Source organism: Roseovarius sp. S88, assembly GCF_037023735.1.
GTDB lineage: Bacteria > Pseudomonadota > Alphaproteobacteria > Rhodobacterales > Rhodobacteraceae > Roseovarius > Roseovarius phycicola.
Map to the genome: position 1 here is coordinate 962745 of NZ_CP146069.1, position 16066 is coordinate 978810.

Annotated in this window: 15 protein-coding genes; 5 read left to right on the forward strand and 10 right to left on the reverse strand. The window is 59.1% G+C overall.

Annotated features, from left to right (window positions below; all coding sequences use genetic code 11):
• Positions 1–328: 328 nt before the first annotated feature.
• Genes pcaG through pcaC form a run of 3 tightly spaced genes read right to left on the reverse strand, consistent with a single transcriptional unit; the run spans position 329 to position 2003 of the window.
• Positions 329–907 (reverse strand): protocatechuate 3,4-dioxygenase subunit alpha, encoded by a 579-nt coding sequence (gene pcaG, locus RZ517_RS04950; protein WP_338550354.1) that lies wholly within the window; start codon positions 905–907, stop codon positions 329–331.
• A gap of 2 nt (positions 908–909) precedes the next feature.
• Complete coding sequence (pcaH, locus tag RZ517_RS04955; RefSeq protein ID WP_338550355.1) at positions 910–1626, reverse strand: protocatechuate 3,4-dioxygenase subunit beta; 717 nt, start codon at positions 1624–1626, stop codon at positions 910–912.
• Positions 1623–2003 carry a 4-carboxymuconolactone decarboxylase gene (pcaC, locus tag RZ517_RS04960; RefSeq protein WP_338550356.1) on the reverse strand — a complete coding sequence of 127 codons (381 nt, stop codon included), beginning with the start codon at positions 2001–2003 and terminating at the stop codon, positions 1623–1625. Before pcaC ends, pcaH begins: the two co-directional genes overlap by 4 nt.
• A gap of 125 nt (positions 2004–2128) precedes the next feature.
• Between pcaC and RZ517_RS04965 the strand changes: the two genes are divergently transcribed.
• Both RZ517_RS04965 and RZ517_RS04970 read left to right on the forward strand, forming a co-directional pair.
• Complete coding sequence (locus RZ517_RS04965) at positions 2129–3874, forward strand: sensor histidine kinase (protein WP_338550357.1); 1746 nt, start codon at positions 2129–2131, stop codon at positions 3872–3874.
• Complete coding sequence (locus tag RZ517_RS04970; RefSeq protein WP_338550358.1) at positions 3871–5103, forward strand: sigma-54-dependent transcriptional regulator; 1233 nt, start codon at positions 3871–3873, stop codon at positions 5101–5103. Before RZ517_RS04965 ends, RZ517_RS04970 begins: the two co-directional genes overlap by 4 nt.
• Before the next feature lie 4 nt (positions 5104–5107).
• On the opposite strand, the gene RZ517_RS04975 is transcribed toward RZ517_RS04970, so the two are convergent.
• The 5 genes from RZ517_RS04975 to RZ517_RS04995 all read right to left on the reverse strand — a co-directional run bounded on the left by RZ517_RS04975 (position 5108) and on the right by RZ517_RS04995 (position 11267).
• Positions 5108–5893, reverse strand: a complete 786-nt coding sequence (locus RZ517_RS04975; protein WP_338550359.1) for a carnitinyl-CoA dehydratase — start codon at positions 5891–5893, stop codon at positions 5108–5110.
• Complete coding sequence (locus RZ517_RS04980; protein ID WP_338550360.1) at positions 5890–7923, reverse strand: acetate--CoA ligase family protein; 2034 nt, start codon at positions 7921–7923, stop codon at positions 5890–5892. The genes RZ517_RS04975 and RZ517_RS04980 overlap by 4 nt, the downstream gene beginning before the upstream one ends.
• 222 nt (positions 7924–8145) lie before the next feature.
• Positions 8146–9306, reverse strand: a complete 1161-nt coding sequence (locus tag RZ517_RS04985) for an acyl-CoA dehydrogenase family protein (protein ID WP_338550361.1) — start codon at positions 9304–9306, stop codon at positions 8146–8148.
• A 3-nt stretch (positions 9307–9309) separates the two neighbouring features.
• On the reverse strand, positions 9310–10719 hold the full coding sequence (locus tag RZ517_RS04990; protein ID WP_338550362.1) for a carnitine 3-dehydrogenase: 1410 nt from the start codon (positions 10717–10719) through the stop codon (positions 9310–9312).
• A 14-nt stretch (positions 10720–10733) separates the two neighbouring features.
• Positions 10734–11267 (reverse strand): lipocalin family protein, encoded by a 534-nt coding sequence (locus tag RZ517_RS04995; RefSeq protein WP_338550363.1) that lies wholly within the window; start codon positions 11265–11267, stop codon positions 10734–10736.
• Positions 11268–11346: 79 nt separating this feature from the next.
• Between RZ517_RS04995 and RZ517_RS05000 the strand changes: the two genes are divergently transcribed.
• Positions 11347–11814, forward strand: coding sequence for a DUF1203 domain-containing protein (locus RZ517_RS05000; RefSeq protein WP_338550364.1), 468 nt, complete (start codon positions 11347–11349; stop codon positions 11812–11814).
• 9 nt (positions 11815–11823) lie between these two features.
• Here the strand turns inward: RZ517_RS05000 and RZ517_RS05005 are convergent, their stop codons facing one another.
• A complete protein-coding gene (locus RZ517_RS05005) occupies positions 11824–12585 on the reverse strand; it encodes an SDR family oxidoreductase (RefSeq protein WP_338550365.1) in 762 nt (253 codons plus the stop codon).
• An 80-nt stretch (positions 12586–12665) separates the two neighbouring features.
• Entirely contained in the window at positions 12666–13577 is a 912-nt protein-coding gene (locus RZ517_RS05010; RefSeq protein ID WP_338550367.1) for a 3-keto-5-aminohexanoate cleavage protein, read from the reverse strand.
• Positions 13578–13655: 78 nt separating this feature from the next.
• Here RZ517_RS05010 and RZ517_RS05015 point away from each other — a divergent pair, with 78 nt between their 5' ends.
• Both RZ517_RS05015 and RZ517_RS05020 read left to right on the forward strand, forming a co-directional pair.
• Positions 13656–14600 (forward strand): GlxA family transcriptional regulator, encoded by a 945-nt coding sequence (locus tag RZ517_RS05015; protein ID WP_338550368.1) that lies wholly within the window; start codon positions 13656–13658, stop codon positions 14598–14600.
• 33 nt (positions 14601–14633) lie between these two features.
• Positions 14634–15899, forward strand: coding sequence for an NAD(P)/FAD-dependent oxidoreductase (locus tag RZ517_RS05020; RefSeq protein ID WP_338550369.1), 1266 nt, complete (start codon positions 14634–14636; stop codon positions 15897–15899).
• The last annotated feature ends 167 nt before the right edge of the window (positions 15900–16066 follow it).

The window sequence follows — 16066 nt, forward strand, 5'->3', positions numbered from 1 at the left end:
GCATTTGCGCCTTTATTTTAAGGCCTAAACGCATGTCTGCTGTGTTCACAAAATTTCAGGGGTGTCCTCCGAAAATACACCAATATTTGGCAGGTTTAGTAAGTTATCCCCAGCAGACACCCATATGATGTTACCAAGCTGCAGCAATCTGTGACCACGGGCCTCTTGAGCAATTATGGCTTTTTTGAGACATGTAGGCAGGGCCAACGGTAAGTAATCAGTTTTCTTTCACCAAATATTTGTATGCGAGTGTTGGCCCTTTTTTGTGCCAGTATTTGAGTTAATCGGCGCTGCCCTTGGAGACGGGGCGGCGCTTTTTCTTTTTGCGTCAGAGATCAAAGAACACCGTTTCGAAGTTGCCTTGCAGGTGAACGTCGAACCTATAGCTACGATCACCGGACTTTTGCGCCACTAGGCTTGCCCGGCGGTCTTCGGGCAGTGACAAAAGCACAGGGTCGACGGCGTTTGCCTCGGCCGCGTCGTCGAAATATACGCGTGTGTGCAGACCGATGTTGATCCCGCGCGCCACGATCCAAAGCGCCAGATGCGGCGCTTGGTTCCCAATCGGGCCCGGCTTGATCGTCTCAAACCGCCATCGCCCGGTCTCAAAATCCGCCGCTGTTCTGCCCCATCCGTGAAACCCGGACGCGCAGCCCTCCGATCCGGCTAACTTCCCTGTTGCATCTCCCTGCCACAGTTCGAACATAGCGTCCGTGACTGGCACGCCCGCCCCATCCAGTATCTGCCCTTCAATCACCATACGCTCTCCGGGCACATCCGGTCCTGCGATGCAGGCGCCCAACACGCTCAATGACCGCTCCAACCCTGCGGCCTCGGATGCCAACCCGATATGGACATACGGCCCGGCTGTTTGTGAGGCGGTCTCTGGTAAGGGGGTCTTGGTCATGTTCACATCCCCTCCGGCTTGTTCTCAAACACCGTCGCGCGTGACCCGCGCAACACAATGTCGAACCGGTAGGCAAGGCGATCAAACGGTGTGGCAGCTTCCAGATCAAGCCGCGCCACCAACCGGTCAATCGCGCCTTTATCCGGGATGGCCTGCACAATTGGGCAAAGCGCCACCAGAGGGTCGCCTTCAAAGTAAAGTTGGGTAATCAGGCGCTGGGGCAAGCCTGATCCCATGACCGAAACGTGGATATGCGCAGGCCGCCAACTGTTTTCAGAATTGGGCCAGGGATAGGGTCCGGGGCGCAGCGTGTGAAACCGGTAGTGTCCGTCATCATCACTGAGCGTGCGCCCGCAACCGCCGAAATTGGGGTCAAGCGGCGCGAGGTAGTCATCATTGCGATGCCGATACCGGCCACCGGCATTGGCCTGCCATATCTCGATCAGTGTGCCCGGCACAGGCCGCGCATCCTGATCCATCACGCGCCCATGCAGCAAGATCCGCTCGCCGATCGGTGCGCCGTCGCTTGCGTAGTTTTGCAGCAGATCATGATCCAATGGCCCAAGATCACCATGCCCAAAAACAGGCCCGCTCTCCGGGACGCACCCCTCCGACATTCGCACCAAAGGGGCCGAAGGCGCGCGCAGACGCGTGGTTTTGTAGGCAGGCGTCAGCGCCGGGGGCTGCACCGCCCAGTCACGTGCGCGATACCCGCTCATATCTCGACACCCATGTCGGAATAAACGGATTTGGCCAGCTTCAGCGCATGATTGGCGCGAGGCACTCCGGCATAGATCGCCACATGCATCAAAGCCTCGCGCACATCCTCAGGGCTGGCGCCAGTATTGGCCGTGGCACGCAGATGCATGGCAAACTCGTCGTCCATGCCCTGCGCCGCCAGCAAGGCCAGTGTCAACATTGACCGCTCGCGTAGGCTGAGGTGATCACTGGCCCAAACCGTGCCCCAGGCCCCTTCGGTGATCAGCTCCTGAAAGGGCGCGTCGAAACTCGTCTTGCTGGATTCGGCGCGGTCGACATGCGCATCGCCCAGCACACTGCGGCGCATATGCATTCCAGAGCTTTTGCGGTCTGTCATGGCAGCATCCTCTTTCCATTGACGCCAAACATGGCACAGCCTTTGGACACGGCCAATGGAGATTGACCTTTTGTATTGTGGCAAACAGCTTTTCATCGCCGTACCGGAGTTGTTATCAAGTGAGAATGAAGTCGCCAAAACGCACCAGAGTGCTGATCATTCTCCTCTTCCTGCTCACAGTTGCAGGAGCCGGAGCCGGTGTCTGGCTCTATGGCTATTCCCAAGCCCTCACACAGCTCGACAAACAAGGCCGTGCCGACCTCGCCCTCGCCTCGGACCGTTTTGCCGGAGAAATGCGCCGCCATCGGGAAATTGCTGTCCTGCTGGCCGACCACCCGCTTTTGGCGAATTTGGCAGAGGGGCGTCAGCCCGGCCCGGCTGTGACACTGTTGCAGGAAACTGCGGACAGAACCGGCGCCATGGCATTGATCTACACCGATACCGAAGGACGCATTTTGGCTAATGCCGGGGATGTCGCACTGGAACCTGCGGAAAGCGCGTACTTCAGACGTGCCATGAACGGCGCTCTTGGCACGTTCTTTGGGCGGCTTGGCCCGGACGGCCGTCGGGTCTATGCCTATGCGGCTCCGACTTTTGGCGATGATGGACGTGTCATTGGAAGCCTGATTGCGCTTGTGGATATCGCCGAGGTGGAATGGGACTGGATCGGAGGACAGCCGCCGGTCTTTTTCACCGATGCTGACGGACGTGTGTTCGTCTCCAACCGCTCCGAGCTTTTGAACTGGCGCACCAGCGATATGGCCGCTGGGTTGTTCCCTCCGGATACCGAAGGCGACATCATCCGTATGTATCGTCCATACCCGGATGTGTGGGCTCTCAATTTCGGAAGCTACCTGCCGTCACGCGCCCTGCACCTGTCGCGCCCAAAACCTGTGATTGGCATGACCGGCCATGTGCTTGTCGATGTGGCTCCGGCCAAACGCGTGGCAAACCTGCAGGCCGCCTTTTTTGCGGCGCTCTGCCTCGCCTTTGGTGCCGTGCTTTTGCAACTGGCCGAACGCAGGCGCACCCTGGCGCGCGACAACGCACTTTTGGAAAGCCGTGTGGCCGAACGCACCGCCGCGCTGTCACAAAGCAACACCGCCCTGCGCCATGAGGTGGTAGAACGCAAAGAAGCCGAAGCGGCCTTGAAAAAAGCACAGGCAGAATTGGTGCAGGCAGGCAAGCTTTCCGCGCTGGGTCAGATGTCAGCGGGTATCAGTCATGAGTTGAACCAGCCGCTCATGGCCATCCAGCAATTTGCCGACAATGGGGCTGCGCTCTTGCTGCGCGATAAACCGAAACAGGCGCAGGACAACATGTCCCGCATTTCGGCACTCGCCGCCCGTGCCGCGCGGATCATCAAGAACCTGCGCGCCTTTGTGCGCAACGAAAACGAACCGATGAGCAAGGTCGACCTTGTCAACGCAATCGATGCGGCTGTTGAAATGACCCAGTCTCGTTTGACCGAAGAAGGCGCCACGCTGGATTGGCAGGCTCCGCCAACTCCAGTTTATGTGCAGGGGGGTGAGGTGCGTTTGGGGCAGGTCTTTGTCAACCTAATCAACAACGCCGCGGACGCCATGACCGGCCAGTCGGAAAAGCAAATCAAGATCCGTATCGAGGCCGGTGCGCGTCTGGCCGTGACGGTGCGGGACACCGGGCCTGGCATTACCGATCCGGACAAGATTTTTGAACCGTTCTACTCCACAAAAGAAGTCGGAAATGAGGACGGCATGGGCCTTGGCCTGTCGATTTCCTACGGTCTGGTCCAAAGCTTTGGCGGCAAGATCACAGGGGTCAATGCCCCTGATCGCGGTGCGGTATTCACCGTCGAACTTGACCCCTGGCAGGAAGAGGCTGCGGCATGATCCGGGATGTGCTTATCGTGGACGATGATGCTGCGGTGCGCGATGCGCTCGCGCAGACGGTCGAGTTGAACGACCTTGTCCCGCGCAAGACGGGGTCCTTTATCGAAGCCAAGGATCATATCTCGCCCGGGTTTCCCGGCGTGATCCTGTCGGACATCCGCATGCCCGGTCGTGACGGGTTTCACCTGTTACAGCATACCCAAGAGATTGACGCTGACCTGCCTGTGATCCTTCTGACAGGTGAAGGCGATATTCCCATGGCGGTACAGGCCATGGGGCAGGGGGCCTTTGATTTTCTGGAAAAACCCTGTGCGCCGGATGCGCTCTTGCAGGTGCTAACCCGCGCGCTGCAGACCCGCACGCTGGTGATGGAAAACCGCCGCCTCAAGGCGCAGCTGGAAACAGGCGATCCCGCAGCTCGCATGCTCTTTGGGACCTCTCAACAGGCCGAAGACCTGCGCGCCCATGTGCGCCGCGTGGCCGTGATGCAAACCGAGGTGCTGGTCACGGGACCACCAGGCGCCGGCGTGTCCAAGGTCGCCGAGGTTGTACATCTGATGTCCCCGGCTTCATCGGGTCCCTACATTAAGCGCTCGGGCACGTCGCTGGATGCACCTGCCCTTGATGAAGCCCTTGAGGCCGCACGCAGCGGGAGCCTTTTCATTGACGAAATCACCGGACTGTCCCAACCCGCGCAATACGCCCTGTTGGACCGGCTTGATACGCAAACCGACACAAGGCTCATCGCTGGCACGACAGCCGATCTTGCCAATCTGGCCCAATCAGGCCAGTTCAACGCCGAGCTCTATTACCGCCTGGATGTCGCGCCTGTGCGTATCCCGTCCCTGGCAGAACGTCCCGAAGACATCCCTGTGCTCTTTGATCACTATGTCGCACAAGCCGCCGAGCAGGCCGGGTTGGACATACCGGAAGTGTCGCCTGAATACCGAGCCTCGCTCATGTCCCAGGACTGGCCGGGCAATGCGCGCTCGCTGATGAGTGCCGCCATGCGTTACGTTCTGGGCATGCCAGAGGATGTGGCCGAAGCCGCCGGTCTGGGCCTGTCCGAGCAAATGGCGCGGGTTGAACGCTCGCTTCTGATTGCCGCTTTGGGGCGGCAAAATGGTCGTGCCTCAGAAGCTGCCAAAGCCTTGAAACTTCCGCGCAAAACCTTCTACGACAAACTCGCGCGCTACGGCATAAAACCCGAAGACTACCGGCGTTCGTAATGCCTTACTTTCCCCTCCAGACCGGATCACGCTTCTCGGCAAAGGCCTTGGCACCTTCCAACTGATCCTCACTGGCATAAAGCACATCCACCGACCCGAACTGGCGCTTGGTGATCCTGTTCATCGCATCCTGAAACGTCATCGCCTCGGCCTCGCGCACAATCTCCTTGATTGCCGCGTAAACCAGCGGCGGTCCAGAGGCCAAAAGATCGGCCATCTCGCGTGCTTTGGCCATAAGATCCGCACCGGGGTGAATTTGATTGATCATCCCCCAGCGCGCCGCCTCTTCGGCATCAATCCAACGCCCGGTCAAAAGCATTTCCATCGCAATATGGTAAGGAATGCGCTTTGGCAGCTTGACCGAGGCCGCATCCGCCACTGTTCCAGACCGGATTTCCGGCAAGGCAAACTGCGCATGATCCGCCGCCAGAATGATATCCGCCGAAAGCGCCCATTCCAGGCCACCACCACAGCAAATCCCGTTCACAGCGGCGATCACCGGCTTGTTCATCGCCCGCAGTTCTTGCAAACCGCCAAAGCCGCCAACACCGTAATCGCCATCCACCTCATCACCATCCGCCGCCGCCTTCAGATCCCAGCCGGGGCAAAAGAATTTCTCGCCTGCGCCGGTGATAATGGCCACGCGCAGATTGGGGTCGTCTCGGAAATCACGAAACACATCCCCCATGATCCGGCTGGTTATAAGGTCAATTGCATTGGCCTTGGGGCGGTCCAGTGTGACCTCAAGCACATGGCCCCGCGTTTCAGTTTTAACCGGGTTGTCGGTCATGATGCCTCTCCAATTCTGATCAATGCGTCCACCGCAATGGCCTCTGTCTCCGTGCAGATCAGAGGATTGATTTCCACCTCTTCCAAACGTTCTGCATGTGCTGTCACATAGTCCTGCACGGCCAATACCGCTTGCGCAACCTTGTTCAGATCGCACCCCGCTTTGCCGCGATAGCCGTTCAGAACCGGTGCAATGCGCAGGGATTGCAAAGCGTCCACAACGTCATTCTCGGTCACCGGCAGCAAAAGCGACACCGTGTCAGACAGAATTTCCGTGAGTGTGCCGCCCGCGCCAAGCGTCAGCACAAACCCATGCGCCGGATCGCGCAGTACGCCGACCAATAGCTCGGCCACAGCGCCTGTGGTCATCTCTTCAACGAGAAACCCGTCGCAACGCATATCTTCAGCGGCTTTTGCAACCGCCTCGGACGTGGTCAGGTTCAGCGCAACCAGGCCTGCTTCGGTTTTATGCGCAACACCTGTGCCTTTGAGCACTACGGGACACGTCAATTGATCACACGCAGCAGCCGCCTCTGCGGGTGTGTTGGCTCTGAGTGCACTTGGAGTGGCAAGACCATGTGATGCCAACGCTGTTTTGGCCTGCGATTCCGAAAGCACATCCGGATTGACCGGTGCACCGGGCCTCAAGACCGGCAATGACTCTGGTGCCTCTGACCCACTGGCCGCCTCAATGGCGCTTAATGCATCATCGAGCCCGTGCATCGGAATCATCCCGGCCGCAATTGCGCGTCTGGCCACATCCTCTGACATGGCCTCTGGCAGGGTGGCCACCAATGCCAAGGGTTTCTGACTGCGCTGCATGACAATCGCACCAGCCTCGATCACACAGTCCCACGCGCTTGGATCACACAAATCCGCGCGCGGGAAATCGACAATGATACAGCCGATATCGGCCTCGCCTTCGAGCATTGCGGCAAAAACTTCCGCCATTCGTGGCGCATCGTTCCAGATAAACGTGTGGTAATCCAGTGGGTTGGACAGCGCGACCATAGGTCCTAACGTCTCTCGCAAACTTTTGAGCTGTGTCGCTGAGAGCGCGGGAAAGCACACGCCCCGGCCTTCCGCGCTGTCGGCCATCAGGCTGGCTTCCCCGCCCGAACAGGACATCGAGGCCAATCTGTTTGACCCCAGCGGCCCGGCAAAATGCAAGAGCTTCAAGCTTTCCAGAAAAGCGGGCAAGCTTTCCACCTGTGCAATGCCGAGACGTTTGAGCAGCGCGCGTGCGCCCGCATCGCTGCCAGCCAGAGAGGCCGTATGCGATACCGCTGCTGCCTGGGCTTGCTCTGACTTGCCTGCCTTGAGGGCCACGATACGTTTGCCAAGCCTTCGCGCCTCAGAGGCTAGGGCCTCAAATGCCGTCAGATCGCCAATACCTTCGATATGTAGACCCAGCGTGGTCACCCGAGAGTCGCGCAACAAGGCCAACCCGATCTCTGACAACCCGGTCTGCGCCTGATTGCCCGCCGTGGCCACATAGGCCAGCGGCAGACCACGCGCCTGCATGGTCACGTTGATCGCCATGTTCGAGCTTTGCATCACGATGGCCACGCCGCTCTCGACAGACCTGCCGCCATGCTGGTCTGGCCACAGCAGTGCACCGTCCAGGTAATTGATGAACCCATAACAATTTGGACCAAGAATCGGCATCGCTCCGGCGGCGTCCAGCAACGCCGCCTGCAAGTCCGCGCCATCGCCCATCTCTGCCTGCGCCTCGCGAAAACCAGAGGCAAAGCACACAGCCCCGCCTGCGCCCATCTCGCGCAAGCTCCGCACCATATTGATGGTCAGATTGCGATTGACCCCGATGAACACAGCATCCGGCACACCGGGCAGGGCGGACAGATCACAATAGGTTGCCACATCCGCCACTGCCTTTTTCTTGGGATGTACAGGCCACAAGTCACCGCGAAATCCCATCTTGAGGCATTGTTCGACAACGCTGGTGCACCATGCCCCGCCGCCGATGACCGCAATGGATTTGGGTTGAAAGAGGCGTTTGAGATCACGCACGGCCCATCCCTTTCACCAAAGAGTATTTTGCCTCCGGCAGGGATATTTGGGGCAAAAAGAAAGGCTTTCTTAACCAGTGCGGGGCAGTTTGAAGGGACGGTACAGGCGGGGACGCCGATGACCGTGCAAAGAGAAAGGTGACACCTTTTTCAAGGAAGGTGGGTCTCGACGCACCTTCCTTTCTTTTTGCTGCAAATATCCTCGCCGAAGGCATCAAAACTTTTACGCCCCCAATGGTCGCAAAAGCTCACGGCTGATGATGTGTCGCTGGATCTCGGACGTGCCGTCCCAAATACGCTCCACCCGCGCATCGCGCCAGAACCGTTCAATCGGGAAGTCATCCATCAGCCCCATGCCGCCAAAGATTTGCAACGTCGCATCCGTCACCCGCGCGAGCATCTCGGAGGCATAGACTTTGGCCGAGGCAATCTCGCGGTTCGCGGGAAGGCCCTGATCCAGACGCCATGCTGAAGCGAGGGTTAGCCAGTCCGCTGCGTCGATTTCGGTGATCATGTCGGCAATCTGAAAGCTTACACCTTGAAATTTGCCGATCTGTTGGCCGAATTGCCGACGCTCGGCGGCATAATCGAGCGCATAGTCAAACACGCGCCGCGCCCGTCCAACGCTCATGGTAGCCACAGTAATGCGCGTGGCGTAGAGCCATTCGTTCATCACCGCAAAGCCGCCATCGACCTCACCCAGCACCTGCGCATCAGGCAGCCGACAATCGTCAAATTCCAGGATCATGTTCTTGTAGCCCCGGTGGCTGACGGACTTGTAGCCATCGCGAATGGTGAACCCCGGCGTGCCGCGATCCACCAGAAAGGCCGTGATCCGTTTCTTGGGGCCTTTGGGCGTGTCGTCCTCACCCGTCGCGATAAAGACGATGATGAAATCGGCATGATCCGCCCCCGAGATGAAATGCTTCGTGCCATTGACAACCCAATCGCCGCCATCACGCCGCGCTGTACATTTCATCCCCCGGACATCTGATCCCGCATCCGGCTCGGTCATCGCCAGCGCATCCATCCGCTCGCCGCGCACGGCAGGCAGCAGATACCGCTCCACCTGCTCCCCCTCACAGGCCATCAGGATATTCTGCGGTCGGCCAAAGAAATGCGTCAGCGCCATGGAGCCCCGCCCCAATTCGCGCTCGACCAGCGCAAAATCCACATGGCCAAGACCCGCGCCGCCTACACTTTCGGGGAAGTTACAGGCGTAAAACCCAAGCTCCATGCATTTGCGCTTGATCTCTTCGCCGATCTCCCGCGGCACATCTCCGGTCCGTTCCACGACCTCTTCATGCGGATAAATCTCGTTCTCGACAAAGCTGCGCACGGTCGAGACGATCATCTCCTGTTCTTCGGTCAGTCCAAAATGCATCTCTCACTCCTTCGCGTGCAGGGTCGCCAGTGTCTCGACGCGTGCCACCACATCCGCAGGCGGCTCGCAGGTCCGCCGCGTCTCAAGGCTCACATGCAGCATCAGTTGGTCACAGGTCGCCATGACTTCACCATCGCTGGCGCGCTTCATTTCGTGAAAACAGCGCAGCTTCTTGCCACGCCCCTCGGTCACGGCGGTATGCACGACCACGCGCTCTCCGGCATGTGTTTCGGCCAGATACTTCACCGTCGTCTCCACCGTGAAATAGCTCAGCCCTTGATCGGTAATATAGGCTTCATCCGCCCCCACAGCGGCCATCACCGCCTCAGCCGCATCGCTAAAAATCTGCCCATAGCGGCCTTCATTCATATGCCCGTTGATATCGGTCCAGTCGATCGGCACGACCCGGTCCTGCGTGACCATTGGCGCGGCATCTGAGGGCACCTCGCGCAACACATCATCATGCGCCCGCGCCACAGCACCCGCACCCCAGTTGGCGCGCTTCATTGACCGGATGATGCCGATCAGATTGTCATCCCGAATGGTTTCCAACGCGCGGGGTCCAAGCCCTCCGGCCTGTGTGTCACACTGATCTCCAACCTTGTTCACGAAGTCATCCGTCAGCTCCGGCACATCCATCAGCTTGGTCCAGGGCCATTTCAGGCAAGGTCCGAACATCGCCAGCATGGCACGCATACCACCTTCGCCCCCGGCCAGATGGAAGGTCTGCATCGTGCCCATCTGCGCCCAGCGCAGACCTGGGCCATAGGCAATCGCCGCATCAATCTCGGCCGCTGTGGCCACATCGTCATGCAAAAGCCAAAGCGCCTCGCGCCAGAGTGCCTCTTGCAACCGGTCCGACAGGAACCCTTCGATCTCGACCCGGCAATGCAACGGGTACATCCCCAACCCGCTATAAATCTTCTTTGCCGTCTCGATATGCGCGGCGTCTGTCTGTTTGCCTGCCACAAGTTCGACCAAAGGCAAGAGGTACACAGGGTTAAAAGGATGTGCCACGATCAGCCGACCGGGGTGCGCCATCTCGGCTTGCAGGTCACTGGGCATAATGCCTGAGGTGGATGAGGCGATGATCCCGTCGGTGTTCACCGCCTCAATCTGGGCATAAACCTTGCGCTTGATATCGACCCGCTCCGGCACCGCCTCGACGATCAAAGCAGCCCCTTCAGCGGCTTCTTCCAGTGTGGCGCACAAGGTCACGTTACCCTCTTCAGGCAGCGCCACGTCCACCACCATCGGCATTGCCCGACGCGCGTTGGTCATTACCTCACTGATCTTTCGCTCGGCCTCAGGATCGGGGTCAAACACCCGCACGTCCCATCCGTTTAACGCAAACCGCGCGGCCCAGCCTCCGCCAATCACGCCGCCGCCTACGATACAGGCACTCTTTGTCATGGGTTGGTCATCCTCTATTTCTGGATCATCCGAAGCGTGTCATAGCCGTTGAAAGAAAGGATCTCGCGCGCGGCGATGATCCGGTCTTCGCCCTCAGTGGGCTTGCGATCAAGCACCCAGCCATAGCTCCCATCCGGTGTGCCGATGGCGGCGGTGCGAAAGCCTTCATCGACCCAGATCACCCAAAGCTCAAAGCTGTCACCGCTGCCGTTGGTCAACCGATAGCGGTTCTGTCCAAGCGGCGCGCTGCGCCAGACTTCTGCGCTGGTCTCGCAGTCGCCACTCAAAAGGCAGTCAGAGCGCAAAAATTCCACCGCCGGAGCGCCGTTCAGGTTTTCGATGAACGTGACCAGCGCGAGACTGCGATCCCCCGGAAAATGCGCCCGCATGTGCCATGGGCCAGCAAGGTCGGCTGCTGTGCCGCGTGTGGTCACGGTCAATGGCACCGACGTATCGCGGAAACCGTCATCGACCGGTGTCCTGCCAAAACAGCCTGAAAGGCTTATCAATGCAGCAATTGCAAAGGCCAGTTTAGTGGTTCGTTTCATCGGCCTCTCCTTTGCGCATCTTCCGGGTCGAGTGCTGGTGGGGATGCGGCCATTCTTGCCTGAGAAAAGGAGCAACACCATGAATATTCAGTTTGTCGGACTGCCCTCGCATCAGGTCGCGCAGACCAAGACCCGCGGTTTGGATGCCTATGACAACCCGATTGAGACACATTGCTCGGACGGCGAGGCGTATCCCTGTCGGCATTGCCTGGGAGAAACGCCAGCGGGAGAAGACTATCTGATCCTCGCATGGCGGCCTTTCGAGACGTCAAACCCTTATGCTGAGACTGGACCGATCTTTCTATGTGCGGCAGATTGCAAGGCAATGGCACCATCAGATAAAGTGCCGACGATCCTTGTGTCTCCGAGCTATCTGGTGCGTGGTTATTCCAAGGATGAGCGGATTGTTTATGGCACGGGTCAAGTCGTCCAAACCTCAAAGATCGCGGCGTATGCGCGTGAGCTGTTGGCCGATCCGACAATCGCCTTTGTCGATGTGCGCAGCGCGTCGAATAACTGTTTTCAATGTCGAATAGAGCGTACGTAAACCCCGCCATCACACTAACGTCTCCGTATGTCCATCGATGTTCAGAACTTGACCGGAAATCTTGGATGCCGCAGGTGAGGCCAGGAAAAGAACAGTGTCGGCCAGATCATCGGCACTCACCCAGGATCGCAGGCTCACGCCTTTGACATATTGCGCGCGCACCTCGTCCTCTGGCTTTCCGCTCGCTTTGGCCTCCATCGCCACCACGCGGTCCATGCGCGCGCCTTCGACGGCGCCCGGCGCAATCGCGTTGACGCGCACCCCGGCGGGGCCAAGCTCCATCGCCAGTGTCTTTGTGAGGCCCACCAAAGCCCATTTGGCCGAAGAATAGGGCGCGCGATAGGGATGCCCCCATTGCCCGGAGGTTGACGTGGTGATCACAATCAAGCCGTCACCTTGCGCTCGCATCACACGCGCCGCCCAGCGACAGGTCAGGAAGGCGCCATGCAGGTTCACCGCGATACAGTCCTGCCAGGCCTGATAGTCCAAATCTTCGATCAGGCCCGCAGGCCCGCCGGTGCCGGCATTGGCACAGACCACATCTGCGCCGCAAAAGGCCGCTTCGACCTCTGCCAAAAATGCCTCCATCTGGGCGGCGTCTGTTACATCCGACTGACGTACGATCATGTCCGGATACGCCTCAGCCATCTCTGCCACCGCATGCGCATCCGCATCGCAGACCGCCACACGCGCACCTGTTTCGGCAAACCGTTCCGCCAGCCGCTTGCCGATGCCCGACGCCCCGCCGGTGATCACCACGCGCTGGGTCATAGGGTGCGGCCAGTGACGGCGTCAGTGAAAACACCGACGCAATACCGACGTGATACCGACGTGATACCGACGCGCATTCTTTACACCGGAGCGCGCTTGGTCAGGCCAAGCTTGTCTCGCACCTCTTGAGGCCCGATCACGCGCGCGCCAAGTCGTTCGATTATCTCCACCGCGCGTCCCACCAGTTGCTCATTGGTGCCCAGCACGCCCTTGTCGAGCATAAGGTTGTCTTCCAGCCCGACCCGCACATTGCCCCCCGCCAGCACAGCGGCGGCGACATAAGGCATCTGGTTTCGACCCAGACCAAAGGCGGAAAAGGTCCAGTCCTCGGGGACGTTGTTGACCATCGCCATGAACGTATTGAGATCATCAGGCGCACCCCACGGCACGCCCATGCACAGCTGCACCAGGGCTGGGCTGTCTAGAACACCATCCTTAACCAGCTGTTTTGCATACCATAAATGGCCTGTATCAAACGCCTCAATCTCGGGCTTCACACCCAGATCGGTCATCATCTTGCCCATCGCCGTCAGCATGCCCGGCGTGTTGGTCATCACGTAATCGGCCTCGGCAAAATTCATCGTACCGCAATCCAGCGTACAAATCTCCGGCCGGCACTCAGCCACATGCGCCACGCGCTCTGATGCACCGGCCATGTCTGTTCCGGCCGGGTTTACAGGCAGCGGATGTTCCACATCGCCAAAAACCATATCCCCGCCCATGCCAGCCGTCAGATTGAGAACAACATCCACTTCGGCATCCCGTATACGGTCGGTCACTTCCCGAAACATCTTTGGATCGCGAGACGGCACCCCCGTCTCTGGATCCCGCACATGGCAATGCACCACCGCCGCGCCCGCCTTCGCCGCCGCAATGGCGCTGTCAGCAATTTGCTGGGGGCTGCGAGGGACATGTGGGCTTTTGTCCTGTGTACCGCCTGATCCGGTGACGGCACAGGTGATGAAAACCTCGCGGTTCATGGCAAGCGGCATCTTTTGTCCTCCCAAACTCAGTCGCAGCAGCGTATCGCGCTGGCCTGAGTCGAGAATTTGCAGTAAATGACAAAAATCATGCCAGAATGGACAAAATCAACATCCCAGCCCACCAAGGTCAGCTTGCTTCTCTTTGATCAGTTTTCCAACCTGTGTCTGGCGAACTGCATCGAGCCGCTGCGCGCGGCGAACATGCAAGGGGACGGGCAGGTGTTTGACTGGTCCATCCTAAGCCCTGATGGCGCGGCGTGTCGCTCCTCAAGTGGGCTCGAGGTACTTGCGCAGGCAGAGCTATCGTCGCTCAAAGCGACAGACTATCTGTTTGTGATGGCCAGCTACGGGCACGACCGGCACGACGCACCAAACACCCGCAGATTGCTACGCGCTGCGGCACGAAAGGCTGACAGAATTGTCGGTCTGGACGCAGGTCCATGGCTATTGGCGTCAGCCGGGCTTCTGGATGGGCGGCGGGCGACGGTACACTGGGACTTGCTTGATGCCTTCACCGAACGCTTTCTGGCTGTCGAAGTTGAACGGGCTCGTGTCGTAAAGGACGGCCAAATTGTAACTTGCGCCGGGGCGATGTCTGCACTCGATCTGACATTGGACCTGATTTCGGACCATCTTGGCATGGCTGCAAGGCTTGAGATTGAGGCGCTCTTTTTGCACGGTGATCCGCCTGTGGGCCAGGCGCAGCCGGCGCGGCTCTCTGATCCTCTCGTGCACCGTGCCTTGCAATTGATGCGTGACAGTGTGGAAAAACCGATGCCGCTGACGCAGCTGGCCCGCGCGTTGTCCTGTCAACCGCGCACACTGGACCGCAGGTTTCGCGCTCGGCTTGGGGCATCGCCAGGCAAAGTCTACCGCCATCTGCGCTTGGCTGCCGCGCGCAAGCTCATCGAAGACAGCCCACTTGGCATGGCCGAAATTGCCGTGCGCTGTGGCTACGACTCACCAGCGGCTCTGACACGGGCGATTGGGCAGCGGTATGGTGTGACACCTCGGATGCTGCGCCGTGGTTGACAGGTATGTGCGTGCTGACCACTGTGCGCACTCATGGAAAAAGACGCACAGACAGTTGCAATCGTCGGCGCAGGCATCGTGGGGGTTTCCACGGCCATCTGGCTGTTGCGCGAAGGGCATGATGTTCTGCTGATCGACAAGGCGGGTCCCGGAGAGGGCACAAGCTTTGGCAATGCCGGGCTTCTGGCGTCGGCGGCAACACTGCCGGTGCCCATGCCAGGCCTGTTGAAAAAAATTCCACGTATGCTTCTGAGCCGCAACGAGCCGCTCTTCCTGCGCTTGCCACATCTTCCCAAACTTCTACCTTGGCTCTTGCCCTATCTGCGTTTTTCCAACGAAACCGCCGCACGTCAGCGGGCCACAGACGTTTTTCCGATCATCGGCGATAGCCTTGCCGATCATCAGGCTTTGAGCGGCGGAACGGGGGCAGAGGGCTTTGTCGTTCCGTGCGATTATGCCTTTGGCTATCAATCAAAATCTGGCTACATGGCCGACCATCTGTCGTGGTCTGTGCGCAAGCAACAAGGCTTTGAGTGGGATGAGTTGAGCGGCGATTCCTTTCGCGATTACGACCCGATCTATTCGAATCTGATTGGATATGCGGCTGTGCTCAAAAATCATGGCCGGATCACAGACCCGGGGGCCTATGTCAAAGCGTTGGCCGCTTATGCTGAAGCACAGGGCGCACGGATTTTGCGGGCCGAAGTGTCGGATGTGGTGCGCGACACGGCTCGCGTGACCGGCGTGCGGGTGTCGGGCGACACGATCCCCTGTGACGCTGTTGTTCTGGCGGCGGGCACATGGTCCAAATCCCTTGCCGAAAACCTTGGTATCTCGGTGCCTCTGCATCCTGAGAGTGGCTTTCACATGGAGCTGTGGGAGCCATCGAAGATGCCGCGCTCTCCGGTTATGCTTGCAGCGGGCAAGTTTGTCATCACCCCGATGGAGGGGCGCATCCGGCTGGCGGGAATGGTGGGTTACGGCGGGTTCGATGCGCCACCGCCGCGCGCAGCCTATGAGCTTTTCGAGACGTATCTGCGACAGGCGATTCCCGGATTGACCTGGAAAGACAGCACGCACTGGATGGGACATCGCCCGGCGATGCGCGACTCGATACCCATGATCGGGGCTGTGCCGGGTGTGGCCGGTGCCTATACCGGCTTTGGGCATGATCATGTCGGGTTAACGGGTGGCCCGAAAACCGGGAGGATTCTTGCGCAACTCATTTCTGGCAAGACGCCCAACATCAATCTTGCGCCCTACGCCCCCGAACGGTTCACGCCTGGTTTGAGACGTTAGAACGCACCTGTGCCCAGCAAAGCCTTACGAGATTGACCAAGGTGATGCAAAAGCGGCGCACCTGTGTCTTTTTGCCCGATCCCGAGTCTTTTCTTCGGGAATTATTGAGCCATATACGAATCGTCATCTGACGGGTAAACACATAGAACTCAAAGATCAGGAACGTC

What these genes read in the sequence shown, in the direction of transcription:
- pcaG (WP_338550354.1), bottom strand. Translation starts at nt 907, where the DNA reads ATGACCAAGACCCCCTTACCAGAGACCGCCTCACAAACAGCCGGGCCG.
- pcaH (WP_338550355.1), bottom strand. Translation starts at nt 1,626, where the DNA reads ATGAGCGGGTATCGCGCACGTGACTGGGCGGTGCAGCCCCCGGCGCTG.
- pcaC (WP_338550356.1), bottom strand. Translation starts at nt 2,003, where the DNA reads ATGACAGACCGCAAAAGCTCTGGAATGCATATGCGCCGCAGTGTGCTG.
- RZ517_RS04965 (WP_338550357.1), top strand. Translation starts at nt 2,129, where the DNA reads ATGAAGTCGCCAAAACGCACCAGAGTGCTGATCATTCTCCTCTTCCTG.
- RZ517_RS04970 (WP_338550358.1), top strand. Translation starts at nt 3,871, where the DNA reads ATGATCCGGGATGTGCTTATCGTGGACGATGATGCTGCGGTGCGCGAT.
- RZ517_RS04975 (WP_338550359.1), bottom strand. Translation starts at nt 5,893, where the DNA reads ATGACCGACAACCCGGTTAAAACTGAAACGCGGGGCCATGTGCTTGAG.
- RZ517_RS04985 (WP_338550361.1), bottom strand. Translation starts at nt 9,306, where the DNA reads ATGCATTTTGGACTGACCGAAGAACAGGAGATGATCGTCTCGACCGTG.
- RZ517_RS04990 (WP_338550362.1), bottom strand. Translation starts at nt 10,719, where the DNA reads ATGACAAAGAGTGCCTGTATCGTAGGCGGCGGCGTGATTGGCGGAGGC.
- RZ517_RS04995 (WP_338550363.1), bottom strand. Translation starts at nt 11,267, where the DNA reads ATGAAACGAACCACTAAACTGGCCTTTGCAATTGCTGCATTGATAAGC.
- RZ517_RS05000 (WP_338550364.1), top strand. Translation starts at nt 11,347, where the DNA reads ATGAATATTCAGTTTGTCGGACTGCCCTCGCATCAGGTCGCGCAGACC.
- RZ517_RS05005 (WP_338550365.1), bottom strand. Translation starts at nt 12,585, where the DNA reads ATGACCCAGCGCGTGGTGATCACCGGCGGGGCGTCGGGCATCGGCAAG.
- RZ517_RS05010 (WP_338550367.1), bottom strand. Translation starts at nt 13,577, where the DNA reads ATGCCGCTTGCCATGAACCGCGAGGTTTTCATCACCTGTGCCGTCACC.
- RZ517_RS05015 (WP_338550368.1), top strand. Translation starts at nt 13,656, where the DNA reads ATGCCAGAATGGACAAAATCAACATCCCAGCCCACCAAGGTCAGCTTG.
- RZ517_RS05020 (WP_338550369.1), top strand. Translation starts at nt 14,634, where the DNA reads ATGGAAAAAGACGCACAGACAGTTGCAATCGTCGGCGCAGGCATCGTG.